15 protein-coding genes are annotated in these 20989 nt (G+C 48.3%); 1 reads left to right on the forward strand and 14 read right to left on the reverse strand.

Annotated elements, in window-relative coordinates; genetic code table 11:
• Positions 1-87: 87 nt before the first annotated feature.
• From GCU39_RS10495 to aroA, 6 genes are all read right to left on the reverse strand, one after another.
• Entirely contained in the window at positions 88-1863 is a 1776-nt protein-coding gene (locus GCU39_RS10495) for a cache domain-containing sensor histidine kinase (protein WP_152393456.1), read from the reverse strand.
• A 53-nt stretch (positions 1864-1916) separates the two neighbouring features.
• The gene (locus GCU39_RS10500) at positions 1917-3548 is read right to left on the reverse strand and encodes a response regulator (RefSeq protein ID WP_152393457.1); all 1632 of its coding nucleotides are present in this window, start codon (positions 3546-3548) and stop codon (positions 1917-1919) included.
• 201 nt (positions 3549-3749) lie between these two features.
• Entirely contained in the window at positions 3750-7166 is a 3417-nt protein-coding gene (locus tag GCU39_RS10505) for an endo-beta-N-acetylglucosaminidase (protein ID WP_152393458.1), read from the reverse strand.
• A 204-nt stretch (positions 7167-7370) separates the two neighbouring features.
• Positions 7371-8225 carry an aminoglycoside 6-adenylyltransferase gene (ant(6), locus tag GCU39_RS10510; protein ID WP_152393459.1) on the reverse strand — a complete coding sequence of 285 codons (855 nt, stop codon included), beginning with the start codon at positions 8223-8225 and terminating at the stop codon, positions 7371-7373.
• 139 nt (positions 8226-8364) lie between these two features.
• Positions 8365-9420, reverse strand: coding sequence for a chorismate synthase (aroC, locus tag GCU39_RS10515; protein WP_152393460.1), 1056 nt, complete (start codon positions 9418-9420; stop codon positions 8365-8367).
• 20 nt (positions 9421-9440) lie between these two features.
• Positions 9441-10787 carry a 3-phosphoshikimate 1-carboxyvinyltransferase gene (aroA, locus tag GCU39_RS10520; RefSeq protein WP_152393461.1) on the reverse strand — a complete coding sequence of 449 codons (1347 nt, stop codon included), beginning with the start codon at positions 10785-10787 and terminating at the stop codon, positions 9441-9443.
• A 105-nt stretch (positions 10788-10892) separates the two neighbouring features.
• On the opposite strand from aroA, the gene GCU39_RS10525 reads away from it, so the two are divergent.
• On the forward strand, positions 10893-11789 hold the full coding sequence (locus GCU39_RS10525; protein ID WP_152393462.1) for a LysR family transcriptional regulator: 897 nt from the start codon (positions 10893-10895) through the stop codon (positions 11787-11789).
• Between the two features lie 72 nt (positions 11790-11861).
• Here GCU39_RS10525 and mglC read toward each other — a convergent pair whose 3' ends face one another.
• From mglC to GCU39_RS10565, 8 genes are all read right to left on the reverse strand, one after another.
• Positions 11862-12872, reverse strand: a complete 1011-nt coding sequence (gene mglC, locus GCU39_RS10530) for a galactose/methyl galactoside ABC transporter permease MglC (RefSeq protein ID WP_152393463.1) — start codon at positions 12870-12872, stop codon at positions 11862-11864.
• 25 nt (positions 12873-12897) lie between these two features.
• Positions 12898-14409: a sugar ABC transporter ATP-binding protein gene (locus GCU39_RS10535; RefSeq protein ID WP_152393464.1), complete on the reverse strand. Its 1512-nt coding sequence runs from the start codon at positions 14407-14409 to the stop codon at positions 12898-12900.
• 103 nt (positions 14410-14512) lie between these two features.
• The gene (locus tag GCU39_RS10540) at positions 14513-15541 is read right to left on the reverse strand and encodes a galactose ABC transporter substrate-binding protein (RefSeq protein ID WP_152393465.1); all 1029 of its coding nucleotides are present in this window, start codon (positions 15539-15541) and stop codon (positions 14513-14515) included.
• A 115-nt stretch (positions 15542-15656) separates the two neighbouring features.
• Positions 15657-16628 (reverse strand): substrate-binding domain-containing protein, encoded by a 972-nt coding sequence (locus GCU39_RS10545; protein WP_227793534.1) that lies wholly within the window; start codon positions 16626-16628, stop codon positions 15657-15659.
• A complete protein-coding gene (locus tag GCU39_RS10550) occupies positions 16625-18364 on the reverse strand; it encodes a sensor histidine kinase (RefSeq protein ID WP_152393466.1) in 1740 nt (579 codons plus the stop codon). The genes GCU39_RS10545 and GCU39_RS10550 overlap by 4 nt, the downstream gene beginning before the upstream one ends.
• A complete protein-coding gene (locus tag GCU39_RS10555; protein WP_152393467.1) occupies positions 18361-19965 on the reverse strand; it encodes a response regulator in 1605 nt (534 codons plus the stop codon). The genes GCU39_RS10550 and GCU39_RS10555 overlap by 4 nt, the downstream gene beginning before the upstream one ends.
• A 169-nt stretch (positions 19966-20134) precedes the next feature.
• Complete coding sequence (locus tag GCU39_RS10560; RefSeq protein WP_152393468.1) at positions 20135-20620, reverse strand: SRPBCC family protein; 486 nt, start codon at positions 20618-20620, stop codon at positions 20135-20137.
• A gap of 15 nt (positions 20621-20635) precedes the next feature.
• Positions 20636-20983, reverse strand: coding sequence for an ArsR/SmtB family transcription factor (locus GCU39_RS10565; RefSeq protein ID WP_152393469.1), 348 nt, complete (start codon positions 20981-20983; stop codon positions 20636-20638).
• Between the last annotated feature and the right edge of the window lie 6 nt (positions 20984-20989).

Below are 20989 nucleotides of genomic sequence, written 5' to 3' on the forward strand. Positions count from 1 at the left end.
ATAGACAGAGCCCATGACGGCTCCTCCGCACTCTATGATGGATTCTATGCATTAGAAAAACCGCCTCAGCGGGCGGTTCCATGTGGATTATGCAATATAGACGGCGAGTTCTTGCTGGGACCGAATAACAGGAAGTCGGATTGTGACTTTCGTGCCACCGTCTTGTCGCACGAAATACGATAAGCCATAGTCATCTCCAAACCTTAATTGGATCCGTTTATGTACATTGCGAATGCCAAAACCTTTGTCCGGGTCTGCCGTTCCTGTGAGAATCGCTTGTACCTTCGCTAGATCGAGTGCACGAAACCCGTTATCTTCGACGGATATGAGCAAGGTGTCTTCCGAAGCATGGATATTGATCCATAGCTCCCCCTCCCCATCCATTTTACCAATACCATGGAGAATGCTATTCTCAACGAGAGGTTGAATGATGACTTTTGGCAACAAGCAGTCTTCCGTGCCCTCTTCGATTTGAATGTGGAATTTGAATGAATGATGATAACGCTTCTCCTGTAAATGCAGATACGCTTCGACGTGGTTCAGTTCTTCCCTTATCGTAATGATTTCTTTGCCACGGCTTAGGCCGATTCGTAGCATCGTCGACAAATCTCTAACCATGTCAGCGACCTCCGGCACGCCTCCGCGGATTCCATACCAATAGACAGAATCCAGCGTGTTGTATAGCAAATGCGGCGTGATCTGGGAATGCATCAAGTTAAGCTCAGACTCTTTTTGCTTGATTTCCATCACGTATTTTTCTTTGACCAATTGATTCAACCGCTCCGTCATCAAATAGAAAGAACGGTAAGACGTACCAATTTCATCGTCTCGATCTTCTTCGGCGTATCTTTTCATTTCTTTTCCCGGTTCATAAGATCGCGTAAGACTGGCGAGTCTTGCCATCGGCCTTAAGACAGACTTCCCGAGATACAAGAGGAACAACAGAATAACGATAAAGTAGCCTATCGCAATCGTTCGAATAATCCGCTGGACCTCATTATAAGAACCTAATAACGCGTTAAGCGGGATCTCATAGATGAGTCGATCGGCATACGAGACACTGTCATGATAGACATACATGTGACTATCCGTAACCCACACGTTAGTCAGCAATTCCGAACCGTGATCTGGAATAACGAAAGTTGATGCCTGGGGATCTGATCCGACAAGGACCGTACCTTTCGCATCGGTTAAGAAGACTCTGGCATGATCCGGCAGCGTAATGGCATTCATTTCACTCATCAGCAGTTTTTCGATCTCTGTGGCTACGACGACGCTGATGGGTTTTCCTCCGTGGGAAAGATCCGAAACAGCTCGTATTAATGCGATGGTCTTGCGTCCATCTGGATTGAAGCCGAATTGGTCGATGCGCTCTACTAAGCCTCTTCCGTCCGCTGCCATCGCTTTTTCAATCCAATCGCTTGCGACAAGATCTTCTATAAAAAACACACCAGCACTCGATACACTTGTAGAAGGGGCAAAATCATAGTTCTCTGGTTGTTGCGTTCGTACGAACAAAGAATAATTCGCATTCGTCGAATAGGTGCTTAGCAGATTCTCGGTTGCAATGTATTTCTGCAGACTTTGTTCCGCATGGAATGCCGTGTCATCCCGCCATTGTTGAATGAGATTCGAGCTCATGATGGTTACAAGCTTCTGGTCGACGGCATCCATCACCCGGTCCAACGTCGCATGATTTTGTTTATTCAATTCGGAAAGGGCAGCTCCCACTTGCATTTTAATAGAATAAGAAGCTCGATTGGAACCGAACCAGAAAATAAGGAGCATGGGAATAAAAATGAATACGATGACAAACAGCACAGCCTTCTTCGTTAAGCGTTGCGATTGTGTAGTTCTGAACAATGAGCCTTCACCCCAATCCGTCTGAATATCTGTCTAACATTCCTTCTCCTGGCTCATGACTCACGTACCGCATTCGGGCTTTCGCCATAATAGCGCTTGAATACGCGGCTGAAATGCTCTGGCGATTCATAGCCGACCTCATCCGCGATTTCATATCGCTTCTTGTGTGTATTCACCAGCAAGTACCTGGCCTCCTCTAATCGCAATCGGGTCACGAATTCCCACACCGTTTCGGCTACCATTTGCTTGAATATGTAGCTCAGATAATTGGGACTGAGATGTACATGGTCAGCAATATCCTGGATTTTCAGCCCTTTATGCCGATAATTCTGCTTGATATAAGCAATGGATTGCTGGATGATCGCTTGATCATGGTCTGCCATGGATGCATGAATAAGCTCCGCCGCATCTGTTAGAAATTCCGCCAGACGATGCTGGATTTCTATACCTGATAATGGAAATTGGAAGAATCGGATCGGTTCTAGCAGCGTATAGCGCTCTCCGACCGTTTCCTTCATTTCAAGCAGCGTGGCGTAGATCCGATAAGCGATGCTCAATGGAATACCAGCCGTCGAATCATCACGCTCAAAAATCGGTGAAATATCAGCGATGAACCGTTCGATGACACCCAGAATATCTTCCTGGCTTTTCCCTGTCTTGATCCGTTCGACGAAATGCTCCGTTCTCGACTGCCAATCTACCTGCACTGAAGCTTCCTTCAACGAAAAGTCTTCGGCATAAAAGACGGTGTGATTCTCATATAACGCATGCCATTTAACGGCTTTGGCCGCCTCTCGGTAACACGCTGGGAGTGCTGGAAGTCCAAACTGAATCGGGCTGATGCCAACAACCGCGTCTATATGAAGGTAACCTTGAATATTAGTTACGAGCGTCCTCCCGATCAAATGGAGCCGGGAGATATGGTCTGTTTTCCGGTCTGTATGCTCGGATGAATCAAACTGTAGGATCGTGACAATCTGATGACCTTGACCATAAAAGGTCACCGCATTCAAATCTGACAACGTCTCCTCAACAATATTGATTGCCGCATATTTCAGCAGATTACGGTCTCGAAGTGAATGAATGGTTCGATGCGAAGCGCCAGACCGTTCCCAAGAAAGTTCGATGAGAAGTACCAAATAGTACGGGCCTTCAAATTTGAGTCCAATCTGCTCGAAGATAAACAAATAATCGTCGGCATTCACGAGCGACCCTGTAATCACTTCATTCAAGATATAGGAGCGCAAAGATAACATGCCAGTCATCGAAAATTTGAGCTTGATCGATTCTTCCAGCAACCGTTTATATTTATCATTCCGTTCGGACAGTTCCGAGCCCACGACTTGGATCAGCTGCTGCAGCTGCACTGGTTTGATCAAGTAATCCCTTGCGCCTAGCCGTATGCATTTCTGTGCATATTCAAATTGATCATATGCCGAGATGACAACGACGGGAATATCCGGCTTTTCGGATAATATGGACTCCATCAGTTCAATGCCATTCATGCCGTCCATCTGGATATCGGTCAGTACGAGGTCAATCGATTCCATCCGCAAGTAATCCAAGGCTTCGTAACCGTTCGATGCGGTCCATACTTGCGTAATGTTCAGCCCAGACATCTCCAAAAACTCCTTAATCCCTTGGCACACAATGGCTTCATCGTCTACAACCAATACCGTGTACATGCATGCACCTCCTAGATCCGGTGAGCCTCGATACCCGAATCATTTATTGTCATATTTTTCATTATGCACGTGTCGAAAGGTATCTGTCGATGATCAATTCTTAGAGCATGGTGATGTATTCAAGGGAAAATAAATGATCCCGTCAAGTCAGCGACTTCACGGGATCCATAAAAGCGTTGTGCGTTCATACGACTCGAAATCTTACTCGATAATCTTGCTTGCCACGAACACCAGGTCCTCAATATCAATTTTCAAATCTTTGTTCACATCTAGATGTTTGATGAGTTCCCAATCCGCGCTTGCGGAAGTTTTACCGTAATTCGCCGCGATCATCGCCAAATCTCCGATGCTGACCTTGCCGTCCTGGTTCACGTCGCCCGGCATGCCAGGATGGACGATCTCCGGCTTGATCTGAACGGTAATCGAAGATGGAGATGCCTTGGTTTCCTTTCCTGCATCATCACCCATTGTGGTATCTGTGACAGAGATGGATGCTGCAGTAGCTGCCTCAACCTTGGCTGCCTTGAACTTCAGCTTCAATATCTGTACCTCACCTTTCATGCCGTTGTCGGTTCCGTTGCTTGCTAGAATGAAGCGCAGTTTGCCAGGCGTGTCTTTCACAGTCGACACGAGGTTGATGCCATCCTTAGTCGGATCGGCAGAGATGAATTGGAACAACTTTGAATCGTAGGTCATTGCAATATCCGCCGCATATACACTCTCGGTCACATTACGCAGCCCAAATTGCACGGTAAATTCCTTACTGGCGTATACACTGCTCTCAGACAACAACATTGTTTCTGATGGGTTGAATCCAGGTTCTTTGGCGTAAACCGTACTATACTTGAGACTTTCATCGGATCCTTCGCTTTGAACGGTATAATAGATTCTTCCTGCTGCCGGTCCGAAATCCAACCCTTCAATCGTTAGGGTACCGTCTTTGGAAGCGACTTTCTCCGTCAATGCTTCCGTGCTCTCCAATGATTTGTATAATCGAACCTTCTGACCATTCCGTACGCGTTCCAGGACAACTTTATCCTGCGCACCTTCTTGGTTCTCAGCGGTTACGAAATGCATCATGATGTTATCGGTTTTCGGCAATGCTCCGCGCTCGAACATCTGCCATTCGTAGATCCGGATCGCCCCCCAAGGGGATGAACCGCTATTGTAGACCTGGAGTTTGAATTCTCGCGCAGTGACCGGCTGATCGAGAATAATATCTGTCACCGCACTGTGATTATCGCGAATCCGCTTGGCGCTGATCCAATTCCCCGCATCGTCTTTATACAGCAGTTCGAAATCAATCGTGTTCATGTCCTTCGCTTCTCCGCCATATTCAGCATGTTCGACGCGCCAACGGCGGATCGTCTTCGTCTCGCCTAAATCGATGGACATATAGCCGCTTTGCTTATTCGTTGCACACCATTTGCTATTCCCTGTCACTGTGCCATCAAGTGCCTTCGCAGCAGGCTCAGCTTCGTTCTCGGCCGATACCCCTGTCACTTTGGCGTGCAGCGCGACATTCGGAGAAGCCTCGTGATCGCTGAATTCCGTCGCAGAAATATCCATCCCCCATACAAAGTCGACTTCTGCTGCCGTTCCGCGCTTATAGTCTTGGTTCACAGCCACAACGAGCAGCTTCGTGATGTTGTCTGACGAGGCATTCGCAGCTGTCCGCGAAATGTTCGACGTATAGAAGTGATTGTTCGGCGTGACGCCGATCAATCGTGCACTTCCATCCGCATTTTTCTGATAGATTTCGTAATGCAACACGTTAGATGCCTTCGTCCAGCTCAACCGAGCTTCCGCTTCATACGCCGTACGGATGAGCTGTTCATCCACCTTCGCCTGCTGCGGTGCAGGAAGGACTGGTGCAACTGAATCATAGATTTCCAGTTGTCCTAAGTGAATCGAAGATTGGTCTAACGGCGCTTCGTTACGCACTTGCAGACTTAGCGCATATGCCGTCTTACCCGCTTCACCCCCAAGATCAATGACGGTAGATTGCCATCCTACACCGTGCTTCGGCAGCGCATAATATTTCATTTGTTCCTTTGCATAGTCTGCACCATATGCTACGCCAAGCGATAGATCTGCTCCAGTCGGATTATGATAGACTAATCGAACTTTTGTCTTGTCCGAGATCTGCAGCTTGGTGCTGTAGAGCATCACATCATTCACGGATGCCGCATCGAGTGGTCCGCTGAACTTAAGCGAGTTCCCACCGTTATAAGCTTGGTCGAAATCATACGCTACATTGATCCTGCTGCCAACGCTTCGAATCCACCATCGCCATGTCGGCATAATGTCTTGGACGGAGCGGTTGTTCCATTCCTGTGTGCCTGTTACCGCACCGTCTATGAAATATTGCTTGCCGTGACCACTGTTGAAATTGGTCGTAAACGGCAACGCTTGAATAACGGAAGCGTCCGTCACGAATCGCGCCATCCCCTTCCAGCTAGAAGAATCATCTGCTAATGACGGATCCCCTTGCGGACCTGTCCATAAATATTTCTCTTTTTCATGAAAATCCGCAGGATTTGCAGCTAATCCCATCGTGGAGTTCGGGGTATAGAGCGCGATCGAAACTTTGGGCTGTTTCTGCTCATTCAGGAGTGGGGTCGTATTAATATTGGTGTTATACGAGTTCTGTTGGATTTCGAAGCCTGCATAGGCATCATAAGGATCGCGGTTATGCCCTTTCATCGTCGTGACCGTCGTATTGATCTGACTCGTCCCCCAGTTATAGTTCAAGAAGAACTCATCGACCGCATATGTACCGTCCGCCGCCGGCTTCACATACATATCATTATTGCTGTTGACCGCATTCTGGTAGGAGACATTACCGTTATTGGACTGCGCATCGTACCAGCTGAACCGAAGGTTCGAGTGTCGCTTGACGTAGCGCATCATTTCATTCATCCGTTCAGCCGTCGCTTTACTTACGCCATAGGTTTCTTGATTCATGAAGTACCCATCAAAGCCGTAGTATTCAGCAATCTCGATCATTTTGTCCGCGATAGGAAAAGATCCATCTGGATTCTGCTGTGTGAACGCATTGACTTCTGCCAGCGCACCGGGCGTGCCCGAGCCCCATGGGAAGCCCACGGTAGCATAGACTGGCACCCCATTGCGATGCGCAGCATCAACGATGTCCGGGGATGGGATAGCGAAAATGCCTTCATTCGTACCTGCCCAATAAATATAGGAATCTAGTAATTGCCAATTATCAAAAGCATAGACATTAAACGCATTGCTACCGACGGAGCTTGCTTCATCGTGGTTCCATGTAGTGATTGCGGCTGAGGTAATGCCTGCCTGTGGATGTGCTAGAGGGTTAATCTGAGATCCTTTGAATCGTTGTTTGTTCAGAGGAATGGTGGAGCGGTTCAATAATGCGTCTGGATCTGTATTTGGCGACCATCGCAGCAAGGTTTCGACTCGGAATGCTGGGGCTAGTGGCTGAAGACTCAGCCGATCGGCATAATTCTCATTAATGACATCCGTTCCGTCGCCATTCACTGCGGCATAAGCCTCGGGTGTGAGCATACCTACAACAAGGGGGAGCAGCAATACAATAGATAAAATACGCTTATACCTAGCATTTTTATTGTTCATGTATTCCTCCTAGGATTCAATAATGTGATGCCTCACGTGCCAACCGACCCTCCTTCCCATCGTCTCTAGCTACATATTAACTGATGTAAGCACTTTCATCTACTCAAGAAATACGACATTCGATGGAGAAAATAAACTTTTGAACGTGGAAAAGAAAAGAACCTCATCGATAGATCGATGAGGCTCCACTTGGATGAAGCTGGATTAGTTAGACTTCTTACGGATGTGATCAATATAAGGACTGATTTTCGCATCATATGCAGGATATGAATACTGATATTGCTTGGCAATTTGATGCGCCGTTTCTCTGAATAACGCCACACACGTATCGAGGGCTGCCCACATGGACGGGATGGAGACCATATTATACGTTGATAGCAGTCTCTCCCATATCTCTCGTGTGACGTATTGTTGCAAAAACTTATCTGACTTCCCAATGCTCAAGGTATATTCCGTATCCATACCAACCTTCCACCGCAGCATCGTGAGCAGATTCGGGCGAAATACATTGTTCATCATATCGATCGCGAATAGAATCTCTTGCCTGGCCAGCCCTTTGGCGACATATGTCGCACTCATCCAAAATTCATTGCAACAATCATCGAACGATCGCGCGCTCGGCTTCCGAATATAATATTGACGATCGGATGCGACAACAGGCTGCTTTATCCGATTGTCCTTATCAAGCAATACTTCCACTAGACCGTCGCTCTGTTCGAAGTAATCTCCCACTTCACCCAGCGGAATCAACGTAAGATCAATCTTGGTTCCGTCTTCGAAGATCATGAGATAGGAGAACCAATTCCCAAGCTCTGCCGGGAACAGCTCCATATCCTCGGGCTTCTGCAGGATCATCCGAGGGCCGAAAAAGTCGATCCATTCATCGCTGCGCTTGAAGTGCTCCATATCCGTGACAAAATATGAGAAATCATAGTCTTGAAATTCATCGGGCGGGATATTCACATTGGTAAGCGAGCCTTCCAGTGTAAATAGCCGAATCTGTTCATAGCTATGGGCAAATTGCATGCCTAAGTCCATCATTTCTTGTCTGCTTCTCACGATCGTTATCCTTCCTCGCCATATAAGGTGTTGGTCGTACGTTTGACACATTTCCAACCTATGGTACACCACGTTTCCTTACAGTATATCACGCAAGAAGAAGAACCCCGAATCGAGCCGGGGTTCACATTAACTGAGCTTATCCTAACATAGCAGCTTGCCGTTTATATTGATCTTCGAGTACGAGACAAGCCATCGCTTCGACAACCGGAACAATTCTTGGACAAATGCATGGATCATGCCTGCCCTCCGTCTTAATCTCTTGCTCCTCTCCTGCCACGTTGATCGTTCTCTGAGTTACAGAAATCGACGATGTCGGTTTCACGCTGATTCGAAAGACGATCTCTTGCCCTGTGCTAATTCCTCCAATGATGCCTCCCGCATGGTTACTAAGAAAACCATCGTTGCTCATCGCGTCATTATGCTCGCTGCCAAGCATGGAAGCAGCTTCGAACCCTGCACCGAATTCGATGCCTTTCACTGCGCCAATCGAGAGCATCGCCTTCGCGAGCTCCGCATCCAATTTATCGAATACTGGCTCACCAAGACCAGGGTCCACCCCGCGAATCCGGCATTCGACGATGCCGCCGCAGCTGTCGCCCTGCAATGCCAACTGCTCGATCTTCTGTATCATTTCAGCCGCTGCGGCCGGATCACAAGCGCGAACCGCATTCTGTTCAATCGACGCTTCGTCGAATGTCTGGCATGCAATCCCACCGATCTCGCGGGTATATGCCAGCACTTGAACGCCTCTACGTTCTAACAGCTTACGCGCCACAGCGCCGCCAGCGACACGAGCTGCTGTCTCTCTACCCGAAGCCCGTCCGCTTCCCCGATAATCTCGGATCCCGTATTTCTGCAAATACGTAAAATCCGCATGACCTGGTCGAAAAGCGTGCTGAATTTCATGATACGCGCCGGGATTCATGTCATGATTATGCAGCATGATCGCGAGCGGCGTTCCTGTTGTCCTGCCTTCGAATACACCCGATAGAATCTGAATCTTATCGTATTCCTTGCGCGGCGTCGTCACGGAAGATTGACCTGGTTTCCGCCGGTCCATCTGGCGTTGAATATACGTTTCGTCGATTTCGACGCCCGGCGTCACGCCATCCACGATGACACCGACCGCTGCGCCATGAGACTCACCAAACGTCGTTATTTTGAATACCTCACCATATGTGTTACCTGCCATTATCCCTGTACCTCCTATTTTCAGTACGCTATCGATACGCCTAATGCTGACAATCGCTCAAAATAATCCGGACACGTCTTCGACACGCAACCTGGATCCATAATCCGTACATTCGCGATTCTGAGACCAATTAGTGACAGCGACATCGCCATCCGATGGTCGTCATGTGAATCTAATAAAGCCGGCTTCGGCTGGCCTGGATAGATCGTTAAGCCGTCTTGATGCTCCTCTACCTGAATGCCGAGCTTGCTCAGTTCCTTGCATATCGCGGCGATACGATCACATTCATGATGCCTGATATGTGCAGCGTCCTTCAGTGTAATAGGAGCATCGGCAAATGGAGCCATGGCCGCAATTGTAAGCGTCTGATCTGACCATTTCTTCATGCTTAGCGTAAAACCGCCTTTGAGTTGACTTGGACCTTGCACTTCAATAAAGCTGTCACCCCGATGCACCACACAGCCCATCAATTCCAACGCATCTAAGATCTCAATGTCCGGTTGACTTACACTGTGCGCGTTCACCCCATCGATTCGAATGCATCCCGCCGTGAGTGCTGCGGAGGCCCAGAAGTAACAGCATGTCGAAATGTCCGGCTCCAGCTTATAAGACTGCGCATGATAACGTCCTGTAGGAACTTTAATCGATTGCCCATCATGGGATACCTCAGGTCTTATTCCGAAGGAAGCCATCATATCGAGCGTCATTTGAACATAATCCCGTTGAACGACTTCACCGTCAATGTGTATCGTGATCTGTTCTCTGGCGTACGGGGCGGAAATGAGCAAGCCACTAATGAATTGACTGGAAGTGGATCCTGGCAAATGGACTTCTCCACCTTGCAAACCTGCTGCTTGAAGCGAAAAAGGGAGACAACGTTCCGATTGCTGATAATCGAATTGCGTCCCTAATGCCGTTAGCGCGCTTAACAGCGGAGAGAGCGGTCTATCACTCATACGTTTGCTCCCTCGCAAAGTCCATGATCCATGGCCTATCGCTAATGCTCCCGGCAAAAACCGCGCCAACGTCCCGGCCGCGCCGACGTAAAGTTCACCTGTGCTGTTCGGCCACGCGCCACCTCTCCCATCGACATAAGCCATATCCCCTTCTATGGCGACCTGCACACCAAGCTTCGTTAGCGCATCGATGCACCAGTATGAATCATCGCTTTTTAGAATGCCATGGAGCTCCGAGTTTCCGTCCGCCAATGCGGCGATGATCAATGCGCGATTGGTTAAGCTCTTGCTTCCAGGTACCTGAATGCGCCCATTCACAGGTCTTTCCGGAGGATGAATAGTCACTTCCGCTTTATCATTGTGGGTAGACCACGGGGAACGCGCTTCCCAATCTGGTTCGGTTAATCTCATTTCCGTCCACCTCTTTTGTTTTATCGGTTAACTCCGATTATAATGAGGGATATGAAATAAGTGAAATCGGAATATTATCATATTGTCATAGAGGAGGTCTATATCATGATGAATCTCGAATGGTATCGAATATTTATGCATACCGCGCGCTGCCAAAATTTAACGAAAGCTGCACAGGAGCTCCACATTACACAGCCCTCCGTCAGCTATGCGATCAAGCAGATGGAAGAAGCGCTCGGAATGAAATTGTTCCATCGACAATCCAAAGGTGTAGCGCTCACAGTAGAAGGACAGGCATTACTCCAATATGTGGAGCAATCGTTCGCGTTGCTGGAATCAGGTCACAAGCATCTTCACAATCTGAAGCAGCTGCATGAGGGGGAAATTCGTATCGGGGCGAGTGATTCGCTCATCAAACATCTATTGCTGCCGCAATTAAATGCTTATCACCAAGCCTATCCGGGCATTCGCATCCGTCTCTCACATGGCAAAACGCCCGACATTACGAAGCGCCTAATCGAGGGCGAGATCGACTGTGCAGTGTTGCACCTGCCTATGGATGATCCGAAGCTAAGTATCGAGCCACTTGCTGTGTTGGAGGATTGTTTTGTCGTTGGGGAAGCGTATGATGAGCTGAAGAATCACTCACTTACAATGAAGGAACTTGCTTCACTACCGCTGATTCTATTATCTCCAGGCAGCCGTACAAGAATCTTCGTCGAGCAATGGTTCGCAGATCAGGGCTTCCAGGTAAAGCCGGATATTGAACTCGGTAGTGTGGATCTACTATCAGAATTCGCTAGACTGGGGTACGGTGCTGCGTTCATTAGCCGTTCATTCGTTCGTGAAGAACTCCAGAACGGGAAGCTGTTCGAACTGAAGCTTATCGACCCGCTCCCGCCTCGATGGATTGGTTTTGCTGTGCGGCGTGATATGAAGTTGTCCATGGCGGCCGATGCCTTCGTGCAGCTTCTTCGGACTTCTTCAGAAGGAATGAAATGACAGAACGCCAAAAGATCACCGTCTCCAATGAACATTGGAAGTTGGTGATCTTTTCAATGTAACGCAATCCATTTACCGCTTCGCTGCATATTTTCGCATGTCGAATGCAACCGCTGCCACTATGATGGAACCCTTAATAATGAGCTGCCAGTAGGGGCTGACGCCGATAAAGGTTAGACCATAGTTAATGACGGTGAAGATAAGTACGCCCGTCACGACCCCTGGAACCGTTCCAATTCCGCCGGTCGTTGATACGCCGCCCACGACGCATGCTGCGATGGCATCGAGCTCATACATATTCCCATAGTTATTCGTCGCTCCACCTGTGCGCGCTGCTTCGAGCACCCCTGCCAAACCGTAGAGTGCGCCAGCAATCGAATAGATATAGATGAGATTTCTGCCGACATTAATCCCAGACACTTTGGCTGCTTGCTGGTTGCCGCCGATGGCATACATATTTTTGCCGAGCTTTGTTTTGTTGAAGACGACCCAGACAAGCAATGACACGAGAATGGCAATGAGGACGATATTCGGAATCGAGATGCCGCTGAAGCCAACGCTGCCCGTACCGAATATGTCTGTAAAATCTTCACGAAGACCGCCGATCGGCTGCGAGTTATTCGGATCCATATCAAAATAGAGCGAGTTCACACCATAGACGGCGACCATCGTCCCGAGCGTAGCAATGAACGGAGGAACCTTGAACTTCGCAACGATAACCCCATTGATCAACCCGAAGATCAGTCCAACGAGAATCGCGAGTGCAATCGGAAGGAACAGATTAATCTCGCCAAGATTCGGGAAAAACTTACGCGTATAAACCGTCATCTGAAGCATGGATGCCGATACAACAGCCGTTAATCCAACGATCCGACCTGCGGAGAGGTCTGTTCCACCAGTAATTAATATAAATGCGACGCCTAGCGCGATAATAACCCGAGTAGACGATTGGTTCAACACATCGCGCAACGGGCCTAGCCCGAGGAACGTAGGATCATAGATCGCGATGGCAACAATCAGCAGGACCAATACAATATAAATCGCATTTTGTGAGATAAAGTTCTGAATTCGCTTGGTTTCCATACTACCCTCTCTCCCTTACACACACTTAGTGCTGTGCAGCTAACCGCATAATTTCTTCTTCGGTTGCTTGTTCCCCGTCAATCGTTCCTGTCAGCTTTCCCTCACACATCACGATAATCCGATCCGACATCCCGATCAATTCCGGCATCTCCGAAGAGATCATAATGATGCTCTTCCCTTGCTTCGCAAGCTCAACGATGATGGAATAAATCTCATATTTGGCTCCGACATCAATACCGCGCGTCGGTTCGTCTAATAACAGAATTTCCGGCTCCGTTAACAGCCACCGCGCTAGCAGCACCTTTTGTTGATTGCCGCCCGATAGATTCATGATGAGTTCCTTCGTGGAAGGCGTCTTCGTACGCAACTTCTCTACCATGGCATCCACGGATCGACGCTTCTTCTTTTCATTCAGCAAGAGGAAGGGGCCACGGTATTTGTCGATATTCGCAATCGCGGCATTCTCATGGACCGATAAGACAGGGAAGATTCCCGTTACCCTCCGTTCCTCCGTTAACAGGGCCATGCCATGCTTCTTCGCGACCTCGGGAGACTTGATCTGCACCTGCTGTCCATTGATATGAATCGATCCAGATTCAATCTCGCGAAGTCCGAACAACGCCTCGACCAACTCTGTACGCTGCGCGCCGACTAAGCCGCCGACCCCTAGAATCTCCCCGCGCCGCAGGTCAAAGCTGATATCTCTGAAGGAGTTCGCAAGCGGTGAAGTGAGTCCCTTCACTTGAAGCAGCACCTCGCCAGGAACATGCTCCCGTTCTGGATAGCGATTCGTAAGATCTCGTCCAACCATGCGCGAAATGATCAAGTCGGTCGTTAACTCCGCAGCTGGCCAAGTACCGATTTTATTCCCATCCCGCATGATCGTCACTTCATCCGAAATTCTTAGAATTTCTTCCATCTTGTGTGAGATATAAATGATGGCAACCCCTTGTTCGCGAAGTCCCCGGATGATTCGGAACAGTTGCTCCACTTCCACATCGGTTAGGGATGACGTCGGCTCATCCATCACGATGAGTCGAGATTGGAAAGAGACCGCTTTCGCGATTTCCAAGGATTGTATCTTCGACACCGATAACGTATGCACCATCGTCTCCGGCGACAGATCGATATCCAAACCGCGGAACAGCTCTCGCGTATCTTGGGCCATTTTCCGATGATCAATGAATTGTATCGGTCCGATACCTCTTGTCGGAAATCTGCCTAACCATACATTCTCCATCACATTCCGATATGGAACCGGATGTAATTCTTGATGAATCATAGAGATCCCAAGCCCGAGTGCAACCTTGGAATTGGGGATGACGACAGGCTCGCCATCCAGCTTGATATCCCCGCCATCCGGTGAATAGATCCCGAATAAGCATTTCATTAACGTTGATTTCCCTGCGCCATTCTCTCCCATTAAGGCATGGACCGTGCCCGGCCGCACTTGAAGCGTGACCCGATTGAGTGCCTTGACGCCAGGAAACTCTTTGACAATGTTGTTCATTTCGAGCACATATTCCTGCTGCTGCATCTTAGGTCGCCTCCTAAATCCGAAATGAAGAGGAGAAGCGTCGATAGTTCGAACGCATTCATCCTCCTCAGCATGTACTTACACATTAAGATGAGAATCCAATTTATTTCGCGTCCGCCATGTTGTCTTTCGTAATTTTCTTGTAGGAAATCCAAATATATTGGTTGTCAGAGATATCGAACCCGACGTTCTCTTTCGATGGCGTCTCGCCTTTCGCTAGGACACTCGCAAGTGTAATCGATGCTTTCCCTTGGTTCTTCGCATCATTCAAGACGGTTCCGAGCAGTGTGCCTTGTTCGAGTGCTTGCAGAGCCGGAGCTGTTGCATCCACGCCGACAACCGGCATGAATTTATTGTCTTTGAAGTAGCCATTCGCCTTAAGCGCTTCAATCGCGCCTAATGCCATATCATCGTTGTTCGCGAGCACCGCTTCAATTTTGTCGCCTTGAGATGCGAGGAACGCTGCCATTTTCTCCTGGCCTTTCACACGATCCCACATCGCTGTATCTTCAGCGAGCTTCTCGACTTTGATCCCGGCATCTTCAATCGCCTGCACGGAGAATTTCGTCCGCAGCTCCGCGTCTTGGTGGCCCGGCTCGCCTTTGAGCATGACATATTGCAGGACGCCGTCTTTGTTCTTATCCGCTTCTGGATGGGATTTCCAATAATCCACAATCAACTGACCTGACATCGTACCGGATTCTTCAGCTTTCGCGCCAACGTAGTAGACTTTCTCCCATTTCTTCATGTCTTCAGGCAGTGGTTCGCGATTCAAGAAGACAACAGGAATATCTTTAGGCTTCGCCTTATCGATAATGACGCCAGCAGCCGTGCGGTCTACCGGGTTAATAATCAGCGCCTTCGTGCTTTTCGTGATGAAGAGATCCACTTTATCGTTCTGTGTCGGCTGCGAGTTCTGGCTGTCTACAATTTCAACCTGGGCAATCCCTTTCGCACTCGCTTCGATCGCGTTACGGACCCCTGTCATGAACGTATCATCGAATTTGTAAATGGCGACCCCGACTTTGGGTTCGCTTCCACTGGATCCACCATCTTTGCTGCCTGTCGAACACCCGCTCATCACCGTCACGAGTAGCGCACTCGCTAATAACATCGACGTTAACTTCTTCATCTCTGTAGACCTCCTCATATTCAAATCCATTTGACTACGCTTACATTATCTCGAATCAGGCCAGCAGAATGAATCCAAAATCCTCATCATTTCTATCAAAATCCTCATGAGTTCCTCATCGGACAAATGGAAATAACAACTTCTGATTCTCGGGCCACAGCATATTCTCCAAATCAATAACTTTAATCCCCGTGTCGATCCGATCGGCGATTTTACGGCCCTCCATCAGCTCCATAGCATATTGAACCGCCAGATATCCGTTGTTGAAAGGGTTCTGGATGACGAGCGCCTGCACCGTGCCGTCCTGCAGCATCTCCATCGTCTCTTGAGGACTGTCGAAGGCGATGACTTGGATCAGACCGCCTTGCCCCGCCTCTTTTACGACGCGACCCACACCAATCGATGCTTCCGCATTTAACGCAATGATGCCTCTCAGATCGGGATAAGCCTTGAGCCAATCTCGCGTGATCGCAGAGGCCATCTCCTTACTCGACTGACAGTAGGCGATATTCACGATCTGCACGTCAGGATAACGTGCAATATAATCTAGCAGCCCTTCCTCCCGTTGATTGGCATTGCGCGCTTCTTGGACGAAGTTCATCACGGCAATTTTTCCGCTTCCGCCGATTAGTTGAACCATTCGTTCCGCTGCACGCTGACCTGCCTCGTAATTGTTCGTCCCGATATAGCTCTTCACGCGTGCGGATCCGACCTCCGAGTCGATGGAGATGATCGGGATATTATTGTACGCCGCGCGATCCGTCACTTGTGCCAGCTTCATATAATCACTCGCTGCGAGAAGCAGTGCATCGGGATGCTTCTGGATCGAATCGTTCACAAGGTTAATCTGACCTTGGATATCCCCTTCGTTCGCAGGAGCGAGAAACCGAAGATTCACGTTGAACTCCTTCGCCGCCACTTCTGCGCCCATCCGCAGCGTGCTCCAATAATCGCCATGATCCATCTTCACGATGAGATCGATATGGCGCTCCTGATCATCGGTTAACAATCCACCATCTACAGAACAAGAGGACTGCAGCAGACAGCTCAACCATAGGAAGACGAATAAGCTCTTCTTATACATCATGCCTCACCTTCTTTCTCCACTGGTTCCAATGGCAGGTAGATTCGCACCGTCGTTCCTTCCTCGAGTTCGCTCTCGAAGTGCATCCCGTAATCCGTTCCATAGTGGAGTTGGATCCGTTGATTGACATTCCGCACACCAACACCTGATCCTTGTTCACTTACAAGTTCGTTCGTCAATAACTGATCCAGGACTCGCGGCGACATGCCGAGCCCGTTATCGGCAATTTCGAATAGAAGCTTGCCAGACTCGATTCTCGCAACAATCCGGATCATCCCCATATCAGCCATCTGCTCGATACCGTGCACAATCGCATTCTCGACGATCGGTTGAAGAATTAGCTTCATCGTTAGACATTGCAGGGCACGTTCATCGGCCTCGATCGAATATTGGAATTTATTTTTATAACGTATCGTCTGTATGATCAGATAATGCCGGATATGCTCCAGCTCTTCATGAACCGGAATGAAATTCTTACCTTTGCTTAGACTAATGCGAAAAAATCGTGATAACGACGTGATGGCGGTCACAGCCTCGTTACTTCTTCCCTTCTCCACCAGCCGAATAACCGAATTAAGCGTATTATAGAGAAAATGCGGATTGATCTGCGCTTGCAGAACATCAAGTTCACTCTTGCGCTTCGCTTCTTGTTCCACGATGATCTGCTCCATGAGATGACGAATCTGCTGCAGCATCACATGATATCGCCTGGACAACTGCTCGACTTCATAAATGCCAGAGACGGGAATTGGTGTATTCAGATGGCCTTCACCGATCAACTTCACAGATTTGGCTAATCGCTGGATTGGTGATGCGATACGTGCAGAGACGAAAATCGCTAAGAGCAGCACGAACATGATGACGACGACCAGGAACCAGAGCAAGAACGTGTTCAGTTCCGATTTGGTTGTGAGCAGTTCATCTTTGTAAGCAACCCCGATGACCTTCCAGCCAATGGGATTGACGGTCTTGATCGTAATCATCCGCTGTTCCCCATTCAATTCATCTTGGTAGCTGCCATAGGAGTACGTGAGAACACGTTCCAAATCTTCATATTTTAATCCGGCGTGAATCAGCTGCTGCTGCGGGTGGTACACGATATTGCCATATGAATCGATAATATAGACGTAGCCCCTCTTCCCGAATACGACTTGCCGGCTGAGCTCATCGATCGTCTTGAAGTTCATATCGACGACCAATACCCCAGTATGCGAGAGCCTACCCTGCTGATAGCTCGTCTGCTTGCTGAGCGATACCGCCCATTTGTATTGCGTCTTGAACAAATTCTGAATGTGCGGAGAAGAGACATTGAGTTGATCTGGTGATTCGAGCGCGGCATTGAACCAGCTCTGACGTTGTAACAACGTATACGGACGCATCTCGAGCTTCGGAATATTCACCACCAATTCGCCAGCCTTCGTAAACATGGCAATGGAGATCAAATCCTCCCGCGTCTTCATGATCGAATTTAACTGTTCCTCTAGAATCGAACTCGTGTAAGACGGATTCCGGTTAATCGTCTCTTCTACCACGTCGAAAATACTGGTCATATTCTTGATGTACATCTCCAGATTGTATTTAACCTGTTCGACGACCTGCCCCATGTTCAGATCGGCATTGTCTTCTGCCGTATTCGAGAATTTGTTATATAACATGAAGCTTACAATTAAGACGGTGACCACGGTGATTAAGATAAAAGATGATGTAATGATAAATTGAATTCGTTTGAAATTTTTCATGTTCGGGCACCGTTGCGGTAATCTTTCGGCGAGAGGCCGAATTTCTTACGGAAGCAGAAGCTGAAATAGTTCGCATCGCTATATCCGACTTGCTCCGCAATTTCAAACGCTTTCATATCTGTCGTCCGCAACATTTCCTTCGCGGCTTCCATCCGAAGATCCAATAGATGGTTGACAAAGGTCGTTTTGGCTTCTTTCTTGAAAATGTTGCTGAAATACCCTGCGCTAATATGTAAATGCTGACAGATTCGTTGTATCGACATGTCACTCTCGGCAAAGTGAGCCTTCATATAGGCTTTTGCTTCTTCCACTAGTTTCTTATAGCTGGTCTGTCGGCCTACCGCAATCTGCTCCATTAATCGCAGGCAGACGGCAGTCATCCATTGCCTAGCTTCGTGCACGCTAGGGCATGAAGTGATTTCGGCGATCGGCAATTGATTGCTGCCGAATAAAGACTCCAGTGGAACTTCCATATCCTTTGCCACCCGAATGATCGCCATTAAGATTTCCGTGCAATAGATCTGAAAGTCCTGAATCGAGTAGGCGGACTCCTCCACGAAATGATGAAAAAGGAGCTGAATCATTTCCTGCGCTTCCTCTGCCATCCCAACTTTGATGCACCGAATGAGCGCCTGCTCCTTCATCTCATCCAGAATTAATGGATTGTGCCGTCTTGTCTCCACATCCTGTATCCAGATCACCCGATCATTACCGAGCAGTAATCGATAATTCAGCGCTTGGATAGCGTCAGGATAAGATGCGTGCAGCTCCGTCACGGTGTACTGGATCGATCCTACACCGATGGTGACCGTGAATTTCAAAAATTTATGTACGTTCAATCGAATCTCTTCCATCACTTCCATCGTAGTCTGGCTTAGGCCATGTTCGTCCGCGTCCTGCAGCATCGAGAGAACCACGACATGATTGTGATGGATGAACACATAACCGAGGTTATGATGCTGAACGATCTCCTCAGCAATATTGAGCATAGCGAACTGCAGTAGAAAGGCATCACCTTGCGTGAAGCGATTGTGATCCATTTGAATGACCGAGACCAGATACGGGCCGCATATCAGCTCCATATCATACTGGATACCCTTCTCATGAATCTCAGCTTCCATATAAGAACGCGTGATCAAGGACGAGAGGAATACACTCCGCAATACGGGCAAGCTTTTCTGGTACTTTTCTTGCAATGCATTTAGATTCTGTCTTTCGCATAATTCTTTGTCCATCTGTTCCTTGACCTTGAGCAACGCCTCGATCAAATCCGAAGCGGAGAACGGCTTCAACACATATTCATCAATCTGTAGCTTGATTGCCTTCTGAGCGTATTCAAATTCGTCATATCCCGTGAGGATGATGATCTTCATGGATGGATATGCCTTCCGAACCCATTCCGCCAATTGGAGGCCATTCATGAACGGCATATGAATATCCGTCACGACAATATCGGGCATCACCTTCTCAATCAGCTCCATCGCTTCTTTCCCATTCTCCGCTCGTTCTACCACGTGGAAGCCGTGCGATTCCCAGTCGATCTCTTGCATTAGTCCTTCTCGAACATCCTCTTCATCATCTACGAGTATCAGATTGTACATAGGCAGGGCTCCTCTTCCAGAATTAGAAAAAGGCATGAACTTAAAGAGAAGCCTCCATAAGATCATGCCTTGTAACATTACATTATTAAAATAGGAGAAAATCAGCCAATCGGCAATACTTTCGACAAAACTTCTAGAATTATTTTCATAAGATGAAGTTAATGCTGGCTTAGAATGAAGCCAAGTGAGCAGCTAGCCGGTCTAATGTCTGGTTCCCGCCTTCAATTGCGCCGTACGTCTTGACAACATAATTCCGTTCTTCCGCGGACTTGAAGAGCATCTGCATCGTGATCGCCGTGGTGTCACCTACTTCTTCAAAAGTCACCGTTGTCTGAAATTGTCCCAGACTATCCTCCTCGCCATCACTCGATGCATACACAAGGCGTTCCGGTCTCACAATCTCACGGAACACAATTTGATTTGGAAAGTCAACGCCACCCGGTCCGTGCATCACGAACCTCCACACGCCTCCAGTCCGTAATTCGTACTCCTGTACCGTAATATGAAATCCAGTCGGCCCCCACCAATGCACGAGATGCTCTGGCTTCGTCCATACTTCCCAGACCAGATCGCGCGGCGCGTTGAACGACCGGTTCAACACGATTTGACGATCCTCAATATTATCTACGTTCTGATCCACACCGATCTCACGCATTTGAACATACCTCCATTATGTAGATGATGTTTCATCGGATTGAGGCTTCTTGTTGTGCTGCAGCACTTGCAAATATGCATCTAACCGGTCAAATCGATCCTCCCACAATTGTCGATAAGATGCCAGCCATTCGTCGATTTCCTGAAATGGTTCTTGACGCAGCTTGTATATTCTACGATTGGCATCTGCAATCACCTCTACGATCCCGGCATCCAGAAGTACGCGTAGATGCTTCGAGGCTTGTGGCTGTCGAATCGCTAGGCGTTCGCTGATCTCTCCTACGGTCAGAGAACCAGATTGCAGCAGTTCGACGATTTGAAATCGGCTCGGTTCAGCTAGAGCACTGAATATGCTTGCTTTCATGGATGA

Source organism: Paenibacillus guangzhouensis (genome assembly GCF_009363075.1).
GTDB classification, from domain to species: Bacteria; Bacillota; Bacilli; order Paenibacillales; family Paenibacillaceae; genus Paenibacillus_K; species Paenibacillus_K guangzhouensis.